Annotated in this window: 17 protein-coding genes, 1 tRNA gene and 2 pseudogenes; 11 read left to right on the top strand and 9 right to left on the bottom strand. The window is 58.3% G+C overall.

What is annotated here, in order from left to right; genetic code table 11:
• Positions 1 to 13 precede the first annotated feature (13 nt).
• The 6 genes from rfbA to HGP12_RS31870 form a co-directional block, all read right to left on the bottom strand.
• Positions 14 to 901, bottom strand: coding sequence for a glucose-1-phosphate thymidylyltransferase RfbA (gene rfbA, locus HGP12_RS31895; RefSeq protein WP_168880116.1), 888 nt, complete (start codon positions 899 to 901; stop codon positions 14 to 16).
• A gap of 85 nt (positions 902 to 986) precedes the next feature.
• A complete protein-coding gene (gene rfbD, locus HGP12_RS31890; protein ID WP_168880115.1) occupies positions 987 to 1,889 on the bottom strand; it encodes a dTDP-4-dehydrorhamnose reductase in 903 nt (300 codons plus the stop codon).
• Positions 1,886 to 2,953, bottom strand: a complete 1,068-nt coding sequence (gene rfbB, locus HGP12_RS31885) for a dTDP-glucose 4,6-dehydratase (protein WP_168880114.1) — start codon at positions 2,951 to 2,953, stop codon at positions 1,886 to 1,888. Before rfbB ends, rfbD begins: the two co-directional genes overlap by 4 nt.
• Before the next feature lie 176 nt (positions 2,954 to 3,129).
• A tRNA-Gln gene (locus HGP12_RS31880) sits at positions 3,130 to 3,203 on the bottom strand.
• Positions 3,204 to 3,362: 159 nt separating this feature from the next.
• Complete coding sequence (locus HGP12_RS31875) at positions 3,363 to 3,998, bottom strand: NrsF family protein (RefSeq protein ID WP_168880113.1); 636 nt, start codon at positions 3,996 to 3,998, stop codon at positions 3,363 to 3,365.
• Positions 3,985 to 4,551 (bottom strand): sigma-70 family RNA polymerase sigma factor, encoded by a 567-nt coding sequence (locus HGP12_RS31870; RefSeq protein WP_168880112.1) that lies wholly within the window; start codon positions 4,549 to 4,551, stop codon positions 3,985 to 3,987. The genes HGP12_RS31875 and HGP12_RS31870 overlap by 14 nt, the downstream gene beginning before the upstream one ends.
• Positions 4,552 to 4,836: 285 nt before the next feature.
• Between HGP12_RS31870 and HGP12_RS31865 the strand changes: the two genes are divergently transcribed.
• From HGP12_RS31865 to HGP12_RS31845, 5 genes and pseudogenes are all read left to right on the top strand, one after another.
• Positions 4,837 to 5,103, top strand: coding sequence for a DUF2282 domain-containing protein (locus HGP12_RS31865; protein WP_168842012.1), 267 nt, complete (start codon positions 4,837 to 4,839; stop codon positions 5,101 to 5,103).
• A 46-nt stretch (positions 5,104 to 5,149) separates the two neighbouring features.
• On the top strand, positions 5,150 to 5,434 hold the full coding sequence (locus HGP12_RS31860; RefSeq protein WP_168880111.1) for a DUF2282 domain-containing protein: 285 nt from the start codon (positions 5,150 to 5,152) through the stop codon (positions 5,432 to 5,434).
• A gap of 143 nt (positions 5,435 to 5,577) precedes the next feature.
• Complete coding sequence (locus tag HGP12_RS31855; protein WP_168880110.1) at positions 5,578 to 6,432, top strand: DUF692 domain-containing protein; 855 nt, start codon at positions 5,578 to 5,580, stop codon at positions 6,430 to 6,432.
• A 10-nt stretch (positions 6,433 to 6,442) separates the two neighbouring features.
• Positions 6,443 to 7,198, top strand: a complete 756-nt coding sequence (locus HGP12_RS31850) for a DUF2063 domain-containing protein (protein WP_168880109.1) — start codon at positions 6,443 to 6,445, stop codon at positions 7,196 to 7,198.
• A gap of 15 nt (positions 7,199 to 7,213) precedes the next feature.
• A pseudogene (locus tag HGP12_RS31845) lies at positions 7,214 to 7,726 on the top strand (DoxX family protein).
• A gap of 32 nt (positions 7,727 to 7,758) precedes the next feature.
• Here HGP12_RS31845 and HGP12_RS31840 read toward each other — a convergent pair.
• Complete coding sequence (locus HGP12_RS31840; RefSeq protein ID WP_168880108.1) at positions 7,759 to 8,733, bottom strand: phytanoyl-CoA dioxygenase family protein; 975 nt, start codon at positions 8,731 to 8,733, stop codon at positions 7,759 to 7,761.
• A 472-nt stretch (positions 8,734 to 9,205) separates the two neighbouring features.
• On the opposite strand from HGP12_RS31840, the gene HGP12_RS31835 reads away from it, so the two are divergent.
• Both HGP12_RS31835 and HGP12_RS34375 read left to right on the top strand, forming a co-directional pair.
• A complete protein-coding gene (locus HGP12_RS31835) occupies positions 9,206 to 10,123 on the top strand; it encodes a DUF1003 domain-containing protein (protein WP_168880107.1) in 918 nt (305 codons plus the stop codon).
• Between the two features lie 127 nt (positions 10,124 to 10,250).
• Positions 10,251 to 10,934, top strand: a complete 684-nt coding sequence (locus tag HGP12_RS34375; protein WP_246703626.1) for a DUF746 domain-containing protein — start codon at positions 10,251 to 10,253, stop codon at positions 10,932 to 10,934.
• Between the two features lie 179 nt (positions 10,935 to 11,113).
• Here the strand turns inward: HGP12_RS34375 and HGP12_RS31825 are convergent.
• Positions 11,114 to 11,209 (bottom strand): annotated as a pseudogene (locus tag HGP12_RS31825) (IS6 family transposase); the annotation flags it as partial.
• 324 nt (positions 11,210 to 11,533) lie between these two features.
• On the opposite strand from HGP12_RS31825, the gene HGP12_RS31820 reads away from it, so the two are divergent.
• The 4 genes from HGP12_RS31820 (at position 11,534) to HGP12_RS31800 (ending at position 17,127) form a co-directional block, all read left to right on the top strand.
• Positions 11,534 to 15,088, top strand: coding sequence for a DEAD/DEAH box helicase (locus tag HGP12_RS31820; protein WP_168880106.1), 3,555 nt, complete (start codon positions 11,534 to 11,536; stop codon positions 15,086 to 15,088).
• 346 nt (positions 15,089 to 15,434) lie between these two features.
• Positions 15,435 to 15,701 (top strand): AbrB/MazE/SpoVT family DNA-binding domain-containing protein, encoded by a 267-nt coding sequence (locus tag HGP12_RS31815; RefSeq protein ID WP_168842005.1) that lies wholly within the window; start codon positions 15,435 to 15,437, stop codon positions 15,699 to 15,701.
• Positions 15,698 to 16,096, top strand: coding sequence for a type II toxin-antitoxin system VapC family toxin (locus HGP12_RS31810; RefSeq protein WP_168842004.1), 399 nt, complete (start codon positions 15,698 to 15,700; stop codon positions 16,094 to 16,096). Before HGP12_RS31815 ends, HGP12_RS31810 begins: the two co-directional genes overlap by 4 nt.
• Before the next feature lie 650 nt (positions 16,097 to 16,746).
• Positions 16,747 to 17,127 (top strand): DUF4174 domain-containing protein, encoded by a 381-nt coding sequence (locus HGP12_RS31800; RefSeq protein WP_168880105.1) that lies wholly within the window; start codon positions 16,747 to 16,749, stop codon positions 17,125 to 17,127.
• Positions 17,128 to 17,515: 388 nt separating this feature from the next.
• Here the strand turns inward: HGP12_RS31800 and HGP12_RS31795 are convergent, their stop codons facing one another.
• Positions 17,516 to 18,424 carry an ABC transporter permease gene (locus HGP12_RS31795; protein ID WP_312862963.1) on the bottom strand — a complete coding sequence of 303 codons (909 nt, stop codon included), beginning with the start codon at positions 18,422 to 18,424 and terminating at the stop codon, positions 17,516 to 17,518.
• Between the last annotated feature and the right edge of the window lie 33 nt (positions 18,425 to 18,457).

Here is an 18,457-nt window from a genome sequence, read left to right as displayed (position 1 = left end):
AAGAGCGCCGTACTTAAAATACCCGCTCGCGCAAGATCCCAAGGAGATATTGCCCATAGGCATTTTTTTTCAGCAGGCTCGCCAGCGCCTCGACATCAGATGCACTGATCCAGCCGCCGCGATAAGCAATCTCTTCGGGACAGGCCACCTTAAGGCCCTGCCGGTTCTCGATCGTTGCAATGTAATGGCTAGCCTCCAGCATTGATTCATGCGTTCCGGTGTCGAGCCAGGCATAGCCGCGCCCCATGGTCTGGACGTCCAGCCGGCCGGCCTGAAGATAGTGAACGTTGACATCGGTGATCTCCAGCTCGCCGCGCAGCGACGGTCGGATGGATTTCGCAACGTCGACGACGCTTTCATCGTAGAAATAAAGGCCGGTGACCGCATAATTGCTCTTCGGAATCTTCGGCTTTTCCTCCAGGCTGATCGCCCGTCCACCCTGATCGAACTCGACGACGCCATAGCGATGCGCATCCTGCACGTGATAGGCAAAGACGGTCGCACCCGTTTCCTTGGCGCTCGCCTCGTGCAGCAACCGGGTAAAGTCATGTCCGTAGAAAATATTGTCCCCCAGAACCAGGGTCGACGGCGCGCCCGCCAAAAATGCCTCGCCTATCAGGAATGCCTGGGCCAGGCCATCCGGGCTCGGCTGGACGGCGTAGTCGAGCCTAATACCCCACTGGCTGCCGTCGCCAAGCAGCTGCTCAAAACGAGGCGTGTCCTGCGGCGTCGAGATGATAAGGATCTCGCGGATACCCGCCAGCATCAAAGTCGATAGCGGATAGTAGATCATCGGCTTATCATAGATCGGCAGAAGCTGCTTGCTGACCGCGAGCGTCAGCGGATAGAGCCGCGTTCCCGATCCGCCAGCGAGTATGATTCCCTTGCGTGCTTTCGTCATGGCTTTACGTCTTGTCCTTGATCCATCTGCCTCTGTATCATCGCCCGGAGCACATGGCCGGAAATCATCGGCAAGATTACGCTTTTCAATTCCCCGCGGCCCGCAATCTCGCCAGGACATCGTCGACACCGTCCTGCCATGCGGGAAGAGTAACATCAAACCGATCCATCAGCTTTCTGCAATTCAGCCGCGAATTGGCCGGACGCTTGGCAGGGGCCGGGTAGTCAGCTGTTGATATCGGCTTCAGTGCCTCGAGAGACAGCGCAAGCTTGACATTTGCTGCTAACGCCTCACGAACGATATGCGCGGCATAGCCATACCAGGAGGTGCTGCCTTGCGCCGTGAGATGAAAGGTCCCCGAGAGATCGCCGGGAACTCGCGAGGCCGTGATGCGCTCGATCGCCGTGCGTGTGACATCGGCAATCAAGGCGGCCGACGTCGGCGCACCAATCTGGTCGGCAACGATGTTCAATGCGCTTCTTTCACCGGCCAGCCGAAGAACGGTCTTCAGGAAGTTGCTGCCGTGATGACCATAGATCCAGCTGGTGCGCAAAATGACATGCTGCGCGCCGGAGGCGCGCACCGCCTCCTCTCCCAGCCATTTGCTTTCGCCGTATACCGACTGCGGATTGACCGCATCGTCTTCCCGATAGGGATCGGCTTTCGCGCCGTCGAAGACGTAGTCGGTCGAGTAATGCACGAGCACGGCGCCGTGATCGGCGGCCCAGCGTGCCAGTAACCCCGGAGCGGTGGCATTGACCGCCATCGCCGGCTCTTTATCGCTCTCGGCCCGATCCACCGCCGTAAAGGCGGCCGGGTTCACGATGAAACCAGGCTTGTGCTCGTCAAGAGCAGCAAGGATGCTGGCTTCGCTGGCCAGATCCATATCCGCGCGCGTCAGGGCGACGACATTCGCCAAGGCACCAAGCGAGCGTTGCAGCTCGAAACCGACCTGCCCATTGGCGCCGGTGATCAGGATCGAACTCACAACTCGACCTCATACTGCTTACCGACCCATTCGCGATATGCGCCGCTGGTGACGTTACGAACCCAGTCCTGATTTTCGAGATACCATGTGATTGTCTTGCGAATGCCTGTCTCGAACGTCTCCTCGGGTCTCCAGCCGAGTTCGCGCTCGAGCTTGTTGGCATCGATCGCATAACGACGATCGTGGCCGGGCCGGTCCTTAACGAAGGTGATCTGATCACTATAGCGGCCGCCATCAGCCTTCGGTCTGAGCTCATCGAGGATGGCGCAGATCGTATGAACGACATCGAGATTCGGTTTCTCGTTCCAGCCGCCGACATTATAGGTCTCACCGAGCTTGCCGGCTTCCAGGACGCGGCGAATGGCACTGCAATGATCCCGGACGTAAAGCCAGTCGCGGATCTGCTGGCCATCGCCATAGATCGGAAGGTTCTTTCCCGAAAGCGCGTTCAGGATCACCAGCGGGATCAGCTTTTCCGGAAAATGGTAAGGTCCGTAATTGTTGCTGCAGTTCGTCGTTAAGACAGGCAGGCCATAAGTATGGTGCCAAGCCCGGACAAGATGATCGGAGGCCGCCTTGCTGGCCGAATAGGGGCTGTTCGGCTCATAACGATTGAGTTCGTTGAACGGCGCATCATCCTGCGACAGTGTGCCGTAGACCTCATCCGTCGAGACATGCAGAAAGCGGAAGCCTTGCTTCTCCCCCTCCGGCAATCCAGCCCAATAGCCGCGCACGGCTTCCAGCAGATTGAAGGTACCGACAATATTCGTCTGGATGAAATCGCCGGGGCCATGGATGGAGCGATCGACATGACTTTCGGCTGCGAAATTGAGGATCGCACGCGGCCGGTGAATCGACAGCAAATCGCTCACCAGCTCGCGATCGCCAATATCGCCATGCACGAACACATGGCGATCATCACCCTTCAACCCCTTCAGCGTATCCAGATTGCCGGCATAGGTCAGCTTGTCCAGGTTGACGACCGTCTCGTCATGTCCCTCAAGCCAGTCCAGCACAAAATTTGCACCGATAAAACCGGCTCCGCCCGAAACCAATATCGTCATCTAAAGCCTATTCTATTTTAGGCACAAAGCTAAATTGTCGACACGAATCAGCGACAAAACAAATCTTACGACAAGAAGGCGTTTGTCCTTCGAAAAGATTTCAATCATCGGAAGATTGATATCCGCCTCGAGCCGAGACGAATCAAAATATGTATTTAAATCAGGAAACTTGAGATTGGCTGGGGAACCTGGACTCGAACCAAGATTAACGGAGTCAGAGTCCGTCGTTCTACCATTGAACTATTCCCCAACGACCGCCAGGCGATAAAACCGTTCGCGGTGAAGGCTGCGCCTCTATAATCGAATTCGTCGCAAATGCAAATAGTTTACCGCAAGCAAATGCGATTTTTTGGCAATGCGCATCCATGCCCGAAATGATGGCCATGCCGGAAGCATGGGGCTGGTCATTTCACCAGCGCAATAGGCGTTTGCCGAGGACGTATCCGACTGATGTCACCATGGCGATCGCGATTGGATACCAGAGCATGACGAAAAGCGGGCTGTCGTCCGTGCAGTTGGAGGCGTAAAAGGTCGCGGCGATACCGCTGGCGGCGAGCCCGGCGACGGCACCGGCCGCACCCGGGCTTTCCGGCGCGCTATGGCGTAGCGCAAAAAGGAAGCAGGCAAGCGGCCCGATCGACAAAAGCGGAATGAGCGTCAGGCAAAAGCGGGCATTGTGCCCGATCATTCGCGCGCTCCAGCTGTCAGCCGGCATGATGGCCATTTCGACGGCGGCGGCGGCAAGCAGCAGGAGCGGCGCCGCCAATAGCGTCCAGCCCCAGATGCGCAGCGATACGCCTGGCCGGCCGATGCGGAAGACGACGGCGCAAGCGGTCACGGCAAGCGCAATGGTCACCACGAATTTGAACAGGAAGCGGACGGTCTGCATCGCGCTGTCTATGTCGGCCCGAAAGCCGATCATCGCAAAGAAAATGCCACCGCTGATCAGGATGCCCGCGACGACCGCCATGGTCAGGGCCTTGCCGATCCGTGTGCGGACCGGCGCGTCCTGCGCCAGAAGATTAATGAGGTCATCGGTTTTCACTGGTCTCACTCCGATAGATGGCCGCAAGCGCCTTCAGCGCGCGATGCAGCGCCACGCGCACCGCCCCTTCCGTCATTTTCAGCCGACCCGCCGTTTCCCGCACGCTGGCTCCCTCGACGGAAATCGAGCGTACGATGGTTTTCTGCGGATCCTTCAACTGCTCTAAGATACGATCGACATCGAACCGATCCAAGGCGTCGGCATGGTCTTCCGCCTCCAGAAAATCGATCACATCGTCGATCGGTACGCTCATATGCCGCCCACGCCGCCTGAGGCTATCGATCAGCTTGTTACGCACGATCGTCGACAGCCAGGGCCCGATCGGGCGCGATGAATCCCAGGTTCCGCGCTTCAGATGGACAGCCAGCAGCACTTCCTGAACCACGTCCTCGGCCTCGCTCGCCGGGGCACCGAGCTGATCGCAGCGCCTTTTCGCCATGGCGCGCAGATGCGGCGTCACCGCGGACAAGAAACGGTGATACGCCTGCGCATCGCCGCTGATGGCGGCGCGCATCCAGACTGCCCATTCCTCTTCCCGCGCCGAATGATTCATCCGACATCTCCTCTACGCGGATCCGCAGGCTTTCGTTACCGGCAACGGCACTTATTTTTCAAGCCCTTTCGTTTCCATCGGGAGCCGCCGAACCCGCGCCTTTCCTCGATACCCGTATCAGGCTCGCCATTACGGGGAGCATATCAACCCGACTGGCAGATAGCCGGCGCGGTATGATGGACGCCATCTCGAAAAAATTTCGATATGGCTGTAACATCCGACCGTGACGCTCCGTAGCCTCGATGCAAGCCAATGGCGGCTCGCATCCATCAAGGAGACAGATCCATGAAGAACAGCATCATCACCCTGGCCATCGCGGGCTCGATCGCCTCGGCACTGGCATCCGTCGCCGTTCCGGCATCGGCAGCCGACTCCAAGGAAAAATGCTACGGTGTTGCCCTCAAGGGTCAGAACGACTGCGCCGCCGGCAAGCATGATTGCGCCGGCAAATCGACCATGAGCTACGACAAGATGTCCTTCAAGCTCGTTCCCACAGGCACCTGCACCTCCATGAAGACCCCGAAGGGCCATGGCTCGCTGACCCCGGCCTGATCCGAAACCGGATCGCCAGCCGATCACCCGTCGTAAGGAGCATGTCATGAACAAGATATCCGCGCTCGCCCTGGCGGCATTGGTTGCCACTGCTGTGACGCTGGCTGCCGGCGCAACCAGCGCCTCGGCCGCCGACGCCAAGGAAAAATGCTACGGCGTCGCCCTCAAGGGACAGAACGATTGCGCCGCCGGCCCCGGCACGACCTGCGCCGGAACAGCGAAGGTCGACTATCAGCGCAACTCGTGGAAGCTGGTTCCCGCCGGAACCTGCGAGACGATCAAGACGCCGAACAGCCACGGTACCCTGGTGCAGGGTCCGGCACCCGTCTGACAAGGCAGCGCGAACACGCGGGCGGCGCATCTTCTCACAGGCGCCGCTCACCTCCCGACGGAATGATCTCTTTGTTTTCACGCAATTCCGGACGCAAAACCGCTTCGCACTTTTGCTGGAAGTGCTCTTACCCGGAGGCCACAATGAAACCGTCAGAACTTCCCCGCCGCGCCGGCGTCGGCTTCAAGCCGAAGCATTTCGCCGCGATCGATGCCGAAACGCAGCCGATCGGCTTTTTCGAGGTTCATGCCGAAAACTATATGGGTGCCGGCGGCCCGCCGCATGCCCAGCTCGGCCGGCTGCGCCAGGATTATGCCTTGTCCATTCATGGTGTCGGTCTTTCCATCGGCTCGATGCAGCCGTTGGATACCGAACATCTTGCCCGCCTGAAGATCGTCTGCGATCGCTACGAGCCGGAGAGCTTTTCGGAGCATCTCGCGTGGTCGAGCCACGACACGACCTTTCTCAACGATCTGCTGCCCCTGCCCTATACCGAGGCGACGCTTGCGCAGATCTGCGACCATATCGATCAGGTTCAGGCGCTGCTCGGCCGGCAGATGCTGCTGGAGAATCCGGCTACCTACCTGCTCTTCGAGGAAAGCACGATCGAGGAGACGGCGTTTCTGGCGGACGTCGCCCGCCGCACCGGCTGCGGCCTGCTGCTCGACGTCAACAATGTCTTTGTCGCCGCCACCAACCACCATATGGATGCACGGGCCTATCTCGAGCGCTTCCCGGTGCAATGGGTGCGCGAGATCCATCTGAGCGGCCATTCGGAGACTATCGACGATGCCGGCGCGCCGCTCCTGATCGACAGCCACGATACCCCGGTAAAGGATCCGGTCTGGGAGCTTTACGAAGAGCTGATCGGCCGGACGGGGCCGATTGCCAGCCTGGTCGAATGGGATAACGACGTGCCGGAATGGCCCGTTCTGAGAGCCGAGGCCGAGGCTGCTGACGCCATCCTCAAACGCGCGGCCAATCGCCGAGCGGCATGAGGAGAGGATTATGTCTCTCGCCACGCAAACCGAATTCGCCGCGGCCCTCATAGATTCTGACCTGGCCGTGCCCAAGGGGCTTACAGCCTGGAGCGGCCCGGAGCCGGCGCGGCGCTTTGGCGTCTATCGCAACAATGTCGCGATCGGCCTGATCAGTGCACTCGCCTCACGCTTTCCGGCAGCCGAAAGGATCGTCGGTGAGGAGTTTTTTGCAGCCATGGCGCAGGAATTCGTCCGCCTGCATCCCCCGCGATCGCCGCTGCTGCTTGCCTATGGCGATGATTTTCCCGACTTCGCCGAGGATTTCGAGCCGGCGCGGGAAATCCCTTATCTGCCCAACGTTATGAGATTGGAGGCAGCCCGGGGCCACGCCTATCATGCCGCCGATGCAACGCCGCTCAACGCCGCTTTGCTGGCGAACATCGAGCCGGCGGGCCTGGCCGATCTCGCTTTCGTGCCGCATCCCTCCGCCTCGATAGTGCGTTGCGCCCATCCGGCCGTCACCATCTGGGCGATGAACACCGGCGAAATCGAGCTTGCGGATATTGCCGATTGGACGGCCGAGGATGCTCTCGTCGTCCGCCCGGAGATGATCGTCGAAGTGCATCGCCTGCCTCCAGGCGGCGCCGTCTTCCTGGAGCGGCTATTTGCCGGCGCCGATCTCGGCAGCGCCTTCGAGACGTCTCTTGCCGAAGCCGCGGATTTCGATCTTTCCGCCAACCTCGCCGGTGCGTTTACGGCAGGCGCTTTCCTGGCCATTCGCTGAACGAGAGGAACCAAGATGCAGAACCCGATGATGACGGCCGCTCCGGCCGAACGCGAAACCGTGCCCCAAAGGCTCTATGGCGGCTTAAAGCTTCTCGACCGCATTCCGCATGATCTGATCGCGCTCATTGCGCGGCTGTCGGTCGCCGCCGTCTTCTAGCAGTCGGGACAGACGAAAGTGGAAGGCTGGCATGCGACCGATAATGCCGTCTATCTCTTCCAGACGGAGTATAAATTACCGCTGGTCGATCCCTGGATCGCCGCTCATATCGCGGCTTTCAGCGAGCATTTCTTTCCTTTTCTGCTCGTGATCGGCCTGGCAAGCCGGCTTTCGGCGCTGGCATTGCTTGGCATGACGCTGGTGATTGAGATTTTCGTCTATCCCGATGCCTGGCCGACGCACGGCACCTGGGCAACCTGCTTTCTGGTGATCATTGCTGGCGGGCCTGGGCGCATCGCTCTCGATCATCTGATCGCCAGGTGGTTTGGCCGCTCGTCCCGAGGCGGGATCGAGGGGAGCGCCCGGTAGCGGCGCTCCTTGGCATGACGGCCAAACGAAGTCTATCGAAGGACCGGCTCCCCATGGAAGCGGCGCTGCGAGGGCTTCGAGACGCCGAAACCCACCTCCATCATCAGGCGCGGCTTCCGCGTGGGCACCGTGCCCATATGGAAGCCGAAGGGATCCTCGACGAAGCCGGATCCGGCTTTGCCGGTCAGCGTCAGCGCATTCGCCTGCCCATAATAATCGAGCACCTCGTTTGCCGGATGCCCCACAAGCAAAGTCAGCTGATGCCGGGCCCGGCGGCGCCTATGGCTTCCCTTGATGAAGACGTGCGGGCCGGTGTCCTCGTCCACGTCGACGAGATTGAAGAAGAATTTCAGCATCCGCCAATCGTCGAGATCGAAGTGATACTTGTCGAGCGAGGCGAGGCTTCTGTCGGCTTCGGAAGCCTGCGTGGGAAAGCTCCACCAGATGCGGGTGGTGATCACCTTGGCCTGCCCGCCGAGATATTGGCGGGCGACATCGATCAGCAGCGGATCGCGCTGCACCGCCATGACGGCCTCGCAATCGAGCGAGCGTTCGAAGAAGTGCCCGCTGAGAATCGGCCGCCCGAAGCGGGCTTCCGCTTGCCCATGTTCGCTCGCGACGAATTCGAGCTGCCTGTTGAAATTACCGTAGCAGCCGGTATTTCCAGCAAATTCGGCAATCTCCCGATGGATGTGATCCGGCAGCATCAGGCTCGGATAGATACCATCCGTCCGCAAGGCATTGACGACGGCGCTGCGCTCGACATCGGTAAACATCGAAGCGCCGGAAACGGGAAGTTTTACGGACTGCCGGGTCGCAAGCCAATGGATCCGCCGAAAGGGCAGGGTTCTGGCCAATAGGAACATGGGCAGCCAGGCCGGATTTTCTTTAAGATCGGTCAGGTAAGTTGGTATCCTGACAGCCATACGCTTGAAGCGGCTGCCCTGCCGGGCGATAGACTCCAAATCTTTTGCAGGGGGCAAGTCTCTTGCCGGGGAATTGTGCATGGCTATCCTTTCCGCACGTTTGCAAAAACCCGTGGCAACAGGCCCAACACACTGTTGACGATAATTCATTGAAACTTTAACATTTATTCGTTGTAGCGAATGTCTGCTGCACTGCGGCAAATAGAAGCCCATCGCCCTCGGTCAAGGGCCTGGAAATTCATAAACCTGATTTGATCGATAGAAATTTCCGCATCGACACGCAGGGCTTTCGCAAGCGTTTACTAAAGCTCACGGTTCGGTTGTTTTTGGGGCTGCTGGATCGAAAAACATCGCGGCCCGATGCGCAAAAACCAGATTCATTTGCCGTTGCTTAGGACAATAGCGCTATTAAACACGCAGGCGGAACGACGGGATCGAGACCACCCGACGACATGGTTTGGTGGCGGCTGCGATTTCGACAGTCTTCCGATAGTCATATTCCTGTTCGCATTATTGGTTAGATGAGCGAAAACCTCAAAAAGGGCCTCCTTATATGGCAGAAACGAAGACCTTTGAACCGGCGGAAGGCATAGTCGATTTCGACGCGGGCGAGGGCGAGAGCCCCACCGTGGTGGAGATGAACGACTATACGAAGAGCCTCGCCCAGGCGAAGGCCAAGTCCGTCAAGCTTATCGACGCCATCACCGGTCAGGTGCTCAAGAAAAAAGATGCGGTGCATGTCGACGACCTTCGTCCCTCGCTGGCGGATTTCATGCGGCTGAAGCACCCCGAACTTCGCGCCGACGACTATATCAGCCGCAAGGTGATGGACGACTACCGTGCTCAGTATATCGCCGAACTGCTGACCGACGAGCGCGGCGAACTTTCCACACTTGAGGACGAAGTCGTCGAAAGCCTGAAGACGCATGATACGCTCGCCGAAAACATCGAAGAGGATTATGAGGACCACCGCTCCATCGGCGACCGGATGGCCGACGGCGTCGCCTCCTTCGGCGGCAGCTGGGTCTTCATCATCTCCTTCTGTCTGTTTCTCGCCGTCTGGATGGCTGTCAATATCGTCATGGGCGAAAAGCAGGCCTTTGACGCCTATCCGTTCATCCTGCTCAACCTCGTCCTTTCGACGATCGCCGCGCTGCAGGCGCCCGTCATCATGATGAGCCAGCGGCGCCAGGAAGAGAAAGATCGCCTGCGCGCGCTCAACGACTACAAGGTCAACCTGAAGGCAGAACTGGAAATCCGCCACCTGCATGAAAAGGTCGATCATCTCCTCAATCGCCAATGGGAGCGGCTGACAGAAATTCAGCAGATCCAGATCGAGATGATGCTGGAACAGGCGAAGGCCGCCACCCGGGCGATCAAGGCCAATAAGGCTGCAAAGGCGAAGACCAGCGCGCTGAAGAGCCTCTTCACCAAGGCCAAGGACGCCGATCCGGACGAATCCGCCAACTGACTATGGACCAAGCGGCTGCGCATTACGGGCGGAGTTGAAAGATCTATTTTCATGGATACTCCCTCGGTAGCCCACTGAACTCGGGCGGCAGCACCTTACGAGAAACCAACGAAATACCGATAGATGGATGACAACGACGTTGACCCCCAAACGGGTCTTTGACCCCATGCTGCCACTCATTGGGCACTATCGACAGATTCCCGATACCGAAGACAAAGCACTCACCGCTTGGCTGGAAGGCCAGCTCGATGAAATCCTGTCACTGTCCGAAGTACCGCCACGATGTCCCCATTGCCAGGGTACGGAAACTGTTCTTGCCACGCGGGCCGCACACCCTAAACCGGTGATCCCCGTCTTTCGATGCCTCGACTGTGACGTCCACTTCCGCCGTACGACCGGTACACCGCTATCGGGGCTAAAGTTCCGCAACCTTCCACTGTTCATCAAGCTCTTGTCGCAACAGCGGCCGGTCAACGACGCGGCAGACGCCCTTGGCGTCAAAGCGGTGACGGTGGCGCGTTGGATCAAGCGGACACGCCAGTGGATCCTCGAGCTCGATCCGACAGGACATTGGGAGGCGAAGGTCCGGCTGGGTATGGAGATCCGTCCTGAAATCCCATGCCCGCGGTGTGGCGCGGTCGATCGCATGCATTATCGGGGCTTTGATGCCGACACAGGAGAGCGGAGATGCCGATGCGACGCCTGTGGGCATTACCGCCGCCTGTCCGACCTGCTTCACAACCAGGGACCAGATTTTGCGCTCGAGCATCGCATCTCGGAGCGACCACCATCGTCGCGCCGCAAGAGCTGATGCATGATGGTCATCGGGTGATCAATCCGCGCTCATCCTCGAAGTCTTGGAAAAACCGCCTCTACGAACCGCCCGCGCCCGAGCTTTGCCTCCGGGTACTCGAAGTTGGTTGGTAAGCGATCTGACGCGCCACCGCCGAAGCTCTGATCGCCGCTGGATGAAAGTTCAGTGGCACGTCACAGGCTCAACGGAAACCGGAAATACAGCCACACCGCACGGGCGATGATCTGCGGCGGAAAGCGGTGGTTCTTGTAACTGATCGTCGTCGAGCTCATCCTCGCCGAAGTATCCGCCAACCGTTAAGCTGCAGACAACGTGACGTCGCCGGTCGCGGAGCTGTTTTTGCCGCTGAAATAAACGCCCTCTGACGGCGGCCTGTCCTGTCCGATCGACAGAAACGAACAGCCACCTTCTCTTGGGAATTCTCCATTGATCTTGCCGAACATCGATCGCTCATGTCCGCAGGACAGGTGACAGCCGGGCGGCTAACGACATTGTGATCCATCGAACGCGAAAATCTTTGGGCGCTTCATCCATTCGACCAGAGTAACCGCGGATCGCACAGCCTCATCAAATGTACAGGTTCGCTGTTCACGCAGGTGGCTGAGGGCTCAGGGCTGGGGGCTGGGGGTGATCTAATCCCGGCATACCAAGGATTACAGCAGGTTTCGGCTTGTGCCCGTTGGGCTGTTGGCGTTAACAAACCCTGGGGAATGGATACGATTTGGACCTGGTGCTCGATGGATTTGACTGAACGGCAGTTTCGATCCCTGTTCGACGCGCGTACCTGGGAGCGTGGCGTTTCCTATGCACGACAGGGGCGAGTTTCACGCGTTCGCCATGAGGCGGACGGGAATATCACCGCATCGGTTCGCGGCAGCGGCGGAAAAACGTATAACCAGACGATTTCTCCGATCCGCGACGAGCAGGGCTTAAGCGGCAGATGCAGTTGCCCGGTCGGCATCAATTGCAAACATGTGGCGGCGGTGTGCCACAACATCGCTGCCCAGCATACCAAAAGTTTTGTGAGGGATGACCAAGCGATCTTGTCAGCTGATCGTCGGAAACCCGCCTTGCCGCAGGAGTTGCCGACATTGGTTTCCCAATGGCTCGGTATGTTGCGGCGTGCAAAAGCTCAAGGTGATGACGATCCGGAAGATTGGCCGGCGACTGTCAGGGATCGCTTGCTCTATATTCTCGATGAGAATGCGAGGAGCGGCTTGACCGTTGAGACGATGAAGACGTCCGTGCTGAAGTCAGGCGGTTACGCAAAGGCAAGGCGCTACGACACCTCTCGGTTAACGAGCATCGATTGTCCTAAATTCATCCGTCCGCAGGATCTGCGGATCCTCGGGCGGATCCGCATTCTCGGTGTCACGGCTCATACTGGATATTACTATCCTGCAACGACAGTTCCAGCCGCAGAGGAACTCGTTTCACTCATCGACATGATCGTACGGACGGGACGCGGTAGATGGAAGGATCCACAGGGACCGGCCCTGTTCATGGGGAGCGAACGACAGGCGCGGTTTTTCTGGGACACGCAGGCAGACGGTTGCCAGACGCTCGTCCTGAAGGATAAGCAGGAGAAATTAATTCACCCACTCGCCATCGATCCCCCCATGTTCATCGATACGCAAACTGGCGAGATTGGGCCTCTTGTGACCAACACTCCGCCTCGTATGCTTTCGGTTCTGCTGAAGGCGCCGGCCATCGCTCCCGAGCATGCCGTCGCGGTCGCTCAAGGGGTTTTCGAGATCGGTATTGCTGATATCCCGGAGCCGTCCATGATCGCGGCCGAAACCCGCCAGGGCCGTGCTCCTGTTCCCTGTCTGAAGCTGTTTGTCTTCAAGGCGACGCGGCATGATTCCTATGGCTGGAATACGAAAACCGTGCGCCTGCCGACGATCAGGCTCAGCTTCGATTATAACGGACACGTCGTCGAAGGCGGATCCGGTGACAAAGAGCGATTTTTGGAAGGTGGCAAGGTGATCACCTTCCTGCGCGATAAGCAGGCAGAAGAACGGGCCTACAGCCGGCTTGAGGACGCCGGGGCGAGATATGCGGCGGACATGATGGAAACATGGCCGCGTAATGCCAGGGATGAGGATCTCTACTTCTCGGATCCAGATGACGAGGAGTTCGACGATTTTGGAGATCCTGATATTGATGCGCCGCGAGTCGATGTGCTGCAATTCATGGCAACGGTTGTTCCCCGCCTGAAAGCTGAAAGCTGGCAGATTGATATCTCCCCCGACTGGCCGTTTTCCTTTTATGAAGGGGTTGTCGAAATCCGCGGCGCGGCCATGCCGCAGACGATGACCGCAGATAACGACTGGTTTTCGTTCGGCCTCAACCTGATGGCGGATGGTCACAAGGTCGATCTGGTGCCGACAATTCTGCAACTGTTGGCGCAACTGGACTTTATCGATCGCGACGATGAGGACTGGGAGGATGCCGTTGGCGCCGTCCTTGACGGGATGAAACTCTATCCACAACTGGAAGACGGACGTTACGTCGCTCTCGACGCGCCCTTACTTGTTCCGCTTCTACGCGTGTTTCTGACGGCGAGCGGCCTTCTCGACGGCTTTCACCGTGCCGAAGCAGGTCGCGTTCACGATGTCATCGATGCGCTCGATGGCTGCGGAGTTGCTTTTGACGGGGGCGCAGAACTACTTGCACTCGGGCGCAGGCTACAAGCCCTTTCGCATACGCCGGACGTCGAGCCGCCTATCAGTTTCCATGGAGCGTTACGGCCGTATCAGGCGATCGGCTACGGCTGGTTATGTGCACTTGGAGAGACCGGGTTCGGAGGCGTTCTTGCCGATGACATGGGATTGGGCAAGACGATACAGACGCTGGCATTTCTGGCGCGGCGCCTTTTGGGACAAGATGCACCGAAGATTCCGGCGTTGCTTGTGGTGCCAACCAGTCTCGTTCACACCTGGAGGCGACAGGCAGCACTGTTCGTGCCCGATCTCAAGGTCCTGGCCCTGCATGGGCCAGGCCGGCAGAAAGACGTCGAGATCATCGACGATCATCATGTCGTGATCACCACCTATGCGCTGCTTCACCGCGATTTGGGTGTTCTGGCATCCCGGCAATGGGATGTCGTCATTCTGGACGAGGCACAGGCCGTCAAGAATCCCGCCTCCGGCATTGCCAAGGCGATCCGTAGCCTGAATGCCCGGATGCGGCTGGCTCTGACCGGCACGCCGATGGAAAACTCCCTTATGGATCTTTGGTCGCTTTACGACTGGCTGGTTCCCGGTCTTCTCGGCGATCGAAAGAATTTTCGATCGTGTTTTGTCACTCCGATCGAGAAGCAGGGAGACTCGCGCGCGCAAGCCGCCCTCAATGTCCGCATCCGACCGTTCATGCTGCGGCGAACCAAAGAACAGGTTGCAATCGATCTGCCGGAGAAGACCGAAATCACCGAGCTTGTGCCTTTAGGCAACCAACAAGGCTCACTCTATGAGGCGGTGCGTCTGGCCATGGACGAGCGGGTTCGCAAAACGATCGCCGAAAAAGGGCTGGCGGCAAGCCATATCACTATTCTCGACGCCTTGTTAAAGCTGAGACAGATTTGTTGCGACCCAACGCTTCTCAAGCATGACGACGTCAAAGCCGTGACCGAGAGCGCGAAGCGGGAACGATTGATCGAACTTCTGTCGGATTTGGTGGCGGAAAGGCGTCGGGTTCTGGTCTTCTCGCAATTTGTCGAAATGCTGGATTTGATAGAAGCCGATGTTCAGGCCCAAGGCTGGGCTTATGCCCGGCTGACCGGACGCACCGTGAACCGGGATGAGGTCGTCGACAGTTTCCAGAACGGCGACGTGCCGATTTTCCTGATCAGTCTTAAGGCGGGAGGAACTGGCCTGACGCTGACTGCGGCCGATACGGTGATCCTTTATGATCCGTGGTGGAACCCCGCGGTCGAACGTCAGGCTATGGATCGTGTTCACCGCATTGGGCAAGATCGCAAGGTCTTCGTCTACCGGCTGATTGCCGAAGGCTCGGTCGAGCAGGCCATTTGCGGGATGCAGGAGCGAAAGCAAGCCGTGGCCGATGCCCTGTTCGACAGCGGCGAAAGCAACCCGTTCGTCCTCGGCGAAGCCGAGATCGCAGCCCTGTTTCGGCCGCTTCAAGACTAGCGAGGAAGCTTTGACCAGATCAGCCGCGACGGCGAGATCGGAGTTGGAAAGCCACAGCGGACGACATCCTGTTGGACGCCCCAGTGCTGCTCGTTCATGCCATGCCCGACAAGGTTTGGATAACCGAATGCGATAATTCATCCGTTATGTGGCTTTCGCCAACGCATCGCGATGCTAGCTTTCAGAGCGCGCCCCGGGCCTCCTCAAGCGAAACTGCCTTTGCTGGAATCCGGATCGAGAAATCAGGAATTGCGCGACTTCAGCTCAGTCTGGAACTGGTTCTGTATTGACGGTAATTGATTTTTGCATTACCAAATACACCTAAGTAAGCTCAATGGAGGTTGTGATGGCATCGCTCGCAGTCACGGCAAAGGGGCAAATCACGCTCAAGCGGGACTTATTGCAACACCTCGGCATCAAGCCCGGAGATCGGATCAATTTTGAAAAGCTCCCCGACGGCGAGCTGCGGGTGCGGGCCGCACGGGCAACAGGCAGCATAGAAGACTTCTTCCATGCCCTCGACGGCAAAGTGAAGTTGAAAAAACCACTGACGATCGAGCAAATGAACGAGATTGCGGCGACCGGGTGGGCCGGACAGCTGGGCGACGAATGAAAATCACCGCCGATACGAACGTACTCGCGCGGGCGATCCTGCAAGACGATCCCGCCCAGTGCCAAACAGCCCGAAAGCTGCTCAAGGGCGCGACCTTGATCGCGGTGTCGCTGCCATCTCTGTGCGAGCTGGTTTGGATATTGCAGCAAGGAGCCAAACTGGAGAAGCAGGATGTGGCCGCTGCGATCCGAGCTCTACTCGACGCTGGGAACGTGGTTATGAATCGCCAAGCAGTAGAGGCCGGGCTGGCGCTGTTGGAAGCCGGAGGTGATTTCGCCGACGGGATCATGGCGTACGAGGGACGTTGGCTGGGCGGCGAAACCTTCGTGTCGTTTGACAAGAAGGCTGTAAAACTGCTTTCGGAGCAAGGGGAAGCCACGGAACTCCTGTCTTAGAAGCTCCACTAAGTCCTAATATCGTTTAAGTTGGCCATAGCCATCGACGCCGACCACTGCGCCATTGCCGGCATTGAACCGGATTACATTTTGAGATCCGCCGAACGCCGCATCGTCAATAAAGTCGCCGTGCGCGCCGACCTCTCCCATCACTCAAATCGCATGCGGAGACAACTTTCACGCGCGTAGCGACAGCTCAATGAAGCAGTGCTTGCTCAAATATGACATGAACCTCCTCTTGTTGATAGAGCGGCAAGAAATCGGCGGTGTTATGCGTTACAAGGATGTAGCCATCGTCGACTGCTTGTCGTGCGACACTACGGTCGGCCTGTCCGGACATGCCCAACCACGGAACGCAGGTTGATTCTTCGGCCCACGCTCACGAGCGATGGTGGCGAGCGTGGGACTGAGACATTCGTCGATGAGCAGCTTCAGTCTCAGTTAATCTGGTTTATTCTGGTAAATAATCGGGGCTTGCCCCGATTTGCACGTCGGCATCGGAGGTACACGTCCCACCGGTCGATAGAGCCCGCTCGCGGATTGCGACCCGGTGTCTGATTTGTTGACGGAAAGAAATCGGAACAAAGCCAGCCAGGGCGGGTTCCTCTTCGAATGCGTAGTCCCCCAGAACTTCGGTAGAGGATAGACCGATGACGATTGTCGATGAATATCGTGAGCTGAAGCTGCAGCCGCGCAAATCCGACCAGGGGCTTGAGATTTTTCGGGGTAAGAAGCCGGTGGTGGTGATTTTCAGCGATCTAGCCCGGGAAGCAGGTCGTGAGCAGGAGCGTCTGATCCTTGAAGATCGCAAGGGGCTCAAAGAAGCTGACCTTGCGGTGGTGCGCGTGCACGACGGCAAGGTGACGCCTTTATTTGGCGCCGTGAGTGGATTGCGTTCAAAAGTCTTTCGTTCCCAACTTGGCGCCAATTCAGTGGTGGACTTTTGCATCGTATTGGTCAGCAAGGAGGGTAAGGCGTTGTTTCGGTCTACAAAACCGGTAAGCAGTGCGGTTCTCCTTACCCTCCTATAGAGATCCCTCGGCGGCTAAGGGTACCCATCGACAAGTGATCAAGCCGCTGGCGTGCATGTCCGACGGAGCGCCTTTGGGGTATGCGAACCCCGCCCGGGAACGCAATTGCAGGTCAAGCTTGGACACGATTTCATAATCTCGGATAGTGAGTGCCCTGGCCTGTTGAAGTAATCGTGCCACTCAGTTCAAGCAGCGTTTGTTTGTCGAAGTGGTTGTCACCGACATCCAGTCAGTCCTTTGTCACCCGTCTTGAGCGCGGGCAGCGACAGGTTAATGTGATCGAGTTTCTGGAACTCGCTGAGATACTGGGCTTCGATCCGGTTCAAGCTGTGCGCACCATCGTCACCGCATAAAAGGCCCTAACCTTATTGTGCTATCGTGTTGGCCCCTATGCTCTGATCTCCTGCCTTTGGAATACGACATAGGCGATTGTGTAGACGAGCAGCATGGCGGCGATTAGCCCGGAAAATTGCGGCCAGATAAGCAGGATGCTTTGATCGAAGGGCAATGGTGCACCAATCAAGGCTCCCTGAAGCTGGCTGACGAAAATAAGTCCCAACGCCCTGGTCGCGGGATTGAGAAGCGCAAGCGTCGCCTCGCCGAACAGCGTGTTGGGAGATAGTCGCGCAATGGCGTGGGCGATTTCCGCCTGATGCACCGCCGTCGTCGGATCGAACGGATCGACGGGCGCTAGGGTACCAGCCACGAGTGGGCCGATCATGCTCCAGAAGATCGTGAAGACGAGCCAGAGCGTCAAACCCGCCAGCGCAGAGGTCGCAGGCGCCCGGAACAGCGTCGAAAACAGCATCGAGATTGCCAGCCAGACACCGGCATAGGCAAGCGATGCGATTAGGAAGGCCAGGCCGCGCATGATTTCCTCCGCCGATGGCGGCAGGCCGAGCATGAGAATGCCCATGCCGGTCACGAGCAGCCAGAGTGTTAAGAGGCAGATCCCAATGACCAGAAGCCCACCGATGAACTTTCCGGCGAGCAGGGCATCGCGATAGATCGGCTGCGACAGGATGCGGCTCATCGTCCGGCGATTGTATTCACCGTTGATGGCGTCGAATCCAAGTGCAATTGCCACCAGCGGCAAGAGGAAGCCCAGGAAGGCGACGAAGGATGGGAGCGGTTCGCGGGCCGTCGTGAAGATGCGAAGGAAGAGAAACTGATCTTCGCTCAGCGCATTCTTGATCTCGCCGATCGCCGCGTAGATCGAGCCGAACGCAGTCAGGAGCACGAGCAGCATCACGAGATGCATGCGCGGACTCGTCATGTGATCGGCAGCCTCTTTCATGGCAACCGTCGATAGACCGGAAAATGGGGAACC

The sequence above is a fragment of the Rhizobium sp. P28RR-XV genome, from assembly GCF_012641385.1.
Lineage (GTDB): Bacteria > Pseudomonadota > Alphaproteobacteria > Rhizobiales > Rhizobiaceae > Rhizobium.
The sequence above is the reverse complement of the archived record's forward strand: the minus strand, read 5'-3'. Positions and strand labels throughout refer to the sequence as shown.

Coding starts and splice junctions, on each gene's coding strand:
- HGP12_RS31865 (WP_168842012.1), top strand. CDS start 4,837: ATGAAGAACAGCATCATCACCCTGGCCATCGCGGGCTCGATCGCCTCG.
- rfbA (WP_168880116.1), bottom strand. CDS start 901: ATGACGAAAGCACGCAAGGGAATCATACTCGCTGGCGGATCGGGAACG.
- HGP12_RS31795 (WP_312862963.1), bottom strand. CDS start 18,424: ATGAAAGAGGCTGCCGATCACATGACGAGTCCGCGCATGCATCTCGTG.
- HGP12_RS31855 (WP_168880110.1), top strand. CDS start 5,578: ATGAAACCGTCAGAACTTCCCCGCCGCGCCGGCGTCGGCTTCAAGCCG.
- HGP12_RS31810 (WP_168842004.1), top strand. CDS start 15,698: ATGAAAATCACCGCCGATACGAACGTACTCGCGCGGGCGATCCTGCAA.
- HGP12_RS34375 (WP_246703626.1), top strand. CDS start 10,251: ATGACAACGACGTTGACCCCCAAACGGGTCTTTGACCCCATGCTGCCA.
- HGP12_RS31835 (WP_168880107.1), top strand. CDS start 9,206: ATGGCAGAAACGAAGACCTTTGAACCGGCGGAAGGCATAGTCGATTTC.
- HGP12_RS31850 (WP_168880109.1), top strand. CDS start 6,443: ATGTCTCTCGCCACGCAAACCGAATTCGCCGCGGCCCTCATAGATTCT.
- HGP12_RS31860 (WP_168880111.1), top strand. CDS start 5,150: ATGAACAAGATATCCGCGCTCGCCCTGGCGGCATTGGTTGCCACTGCT.
- HGP12_RS31870 (WP_168880112.1), bottom strand. CDS start 4,551: ATGAATCATTCGGCGCGGGAAGAGGAATGGGCAGTCTGGATGCGCGCC.
- HGP12_RS31815 (WP_168842005.1), top strand. CDS start 15,435: ATGGCATCGCTCGCAGTCACGGCAAAGGGGCAAATCACGCTCAAGCGG.
- rfbB (WP_168880114.1), bottom strand. CDS start 2,953: ATGACGATATTGGTTTCGGGCGGAGCCGGTTTTATCGGTGCAAATTTT.
- HGP12_RS31840 (WP_168880108.1), bottom strand. CDS start 8,733: ATGCACAATTCCCCGGCAAGAGACTTGCCCCCTGCAAAAGATTTGGAG.
- HGP12_RS31800 (WP_168880105.1), top strand. CDS start 16,747: ATGACGATTGTCGATGAATATCGTGAGCTGAAGCTGCAGCCGCGCAAA.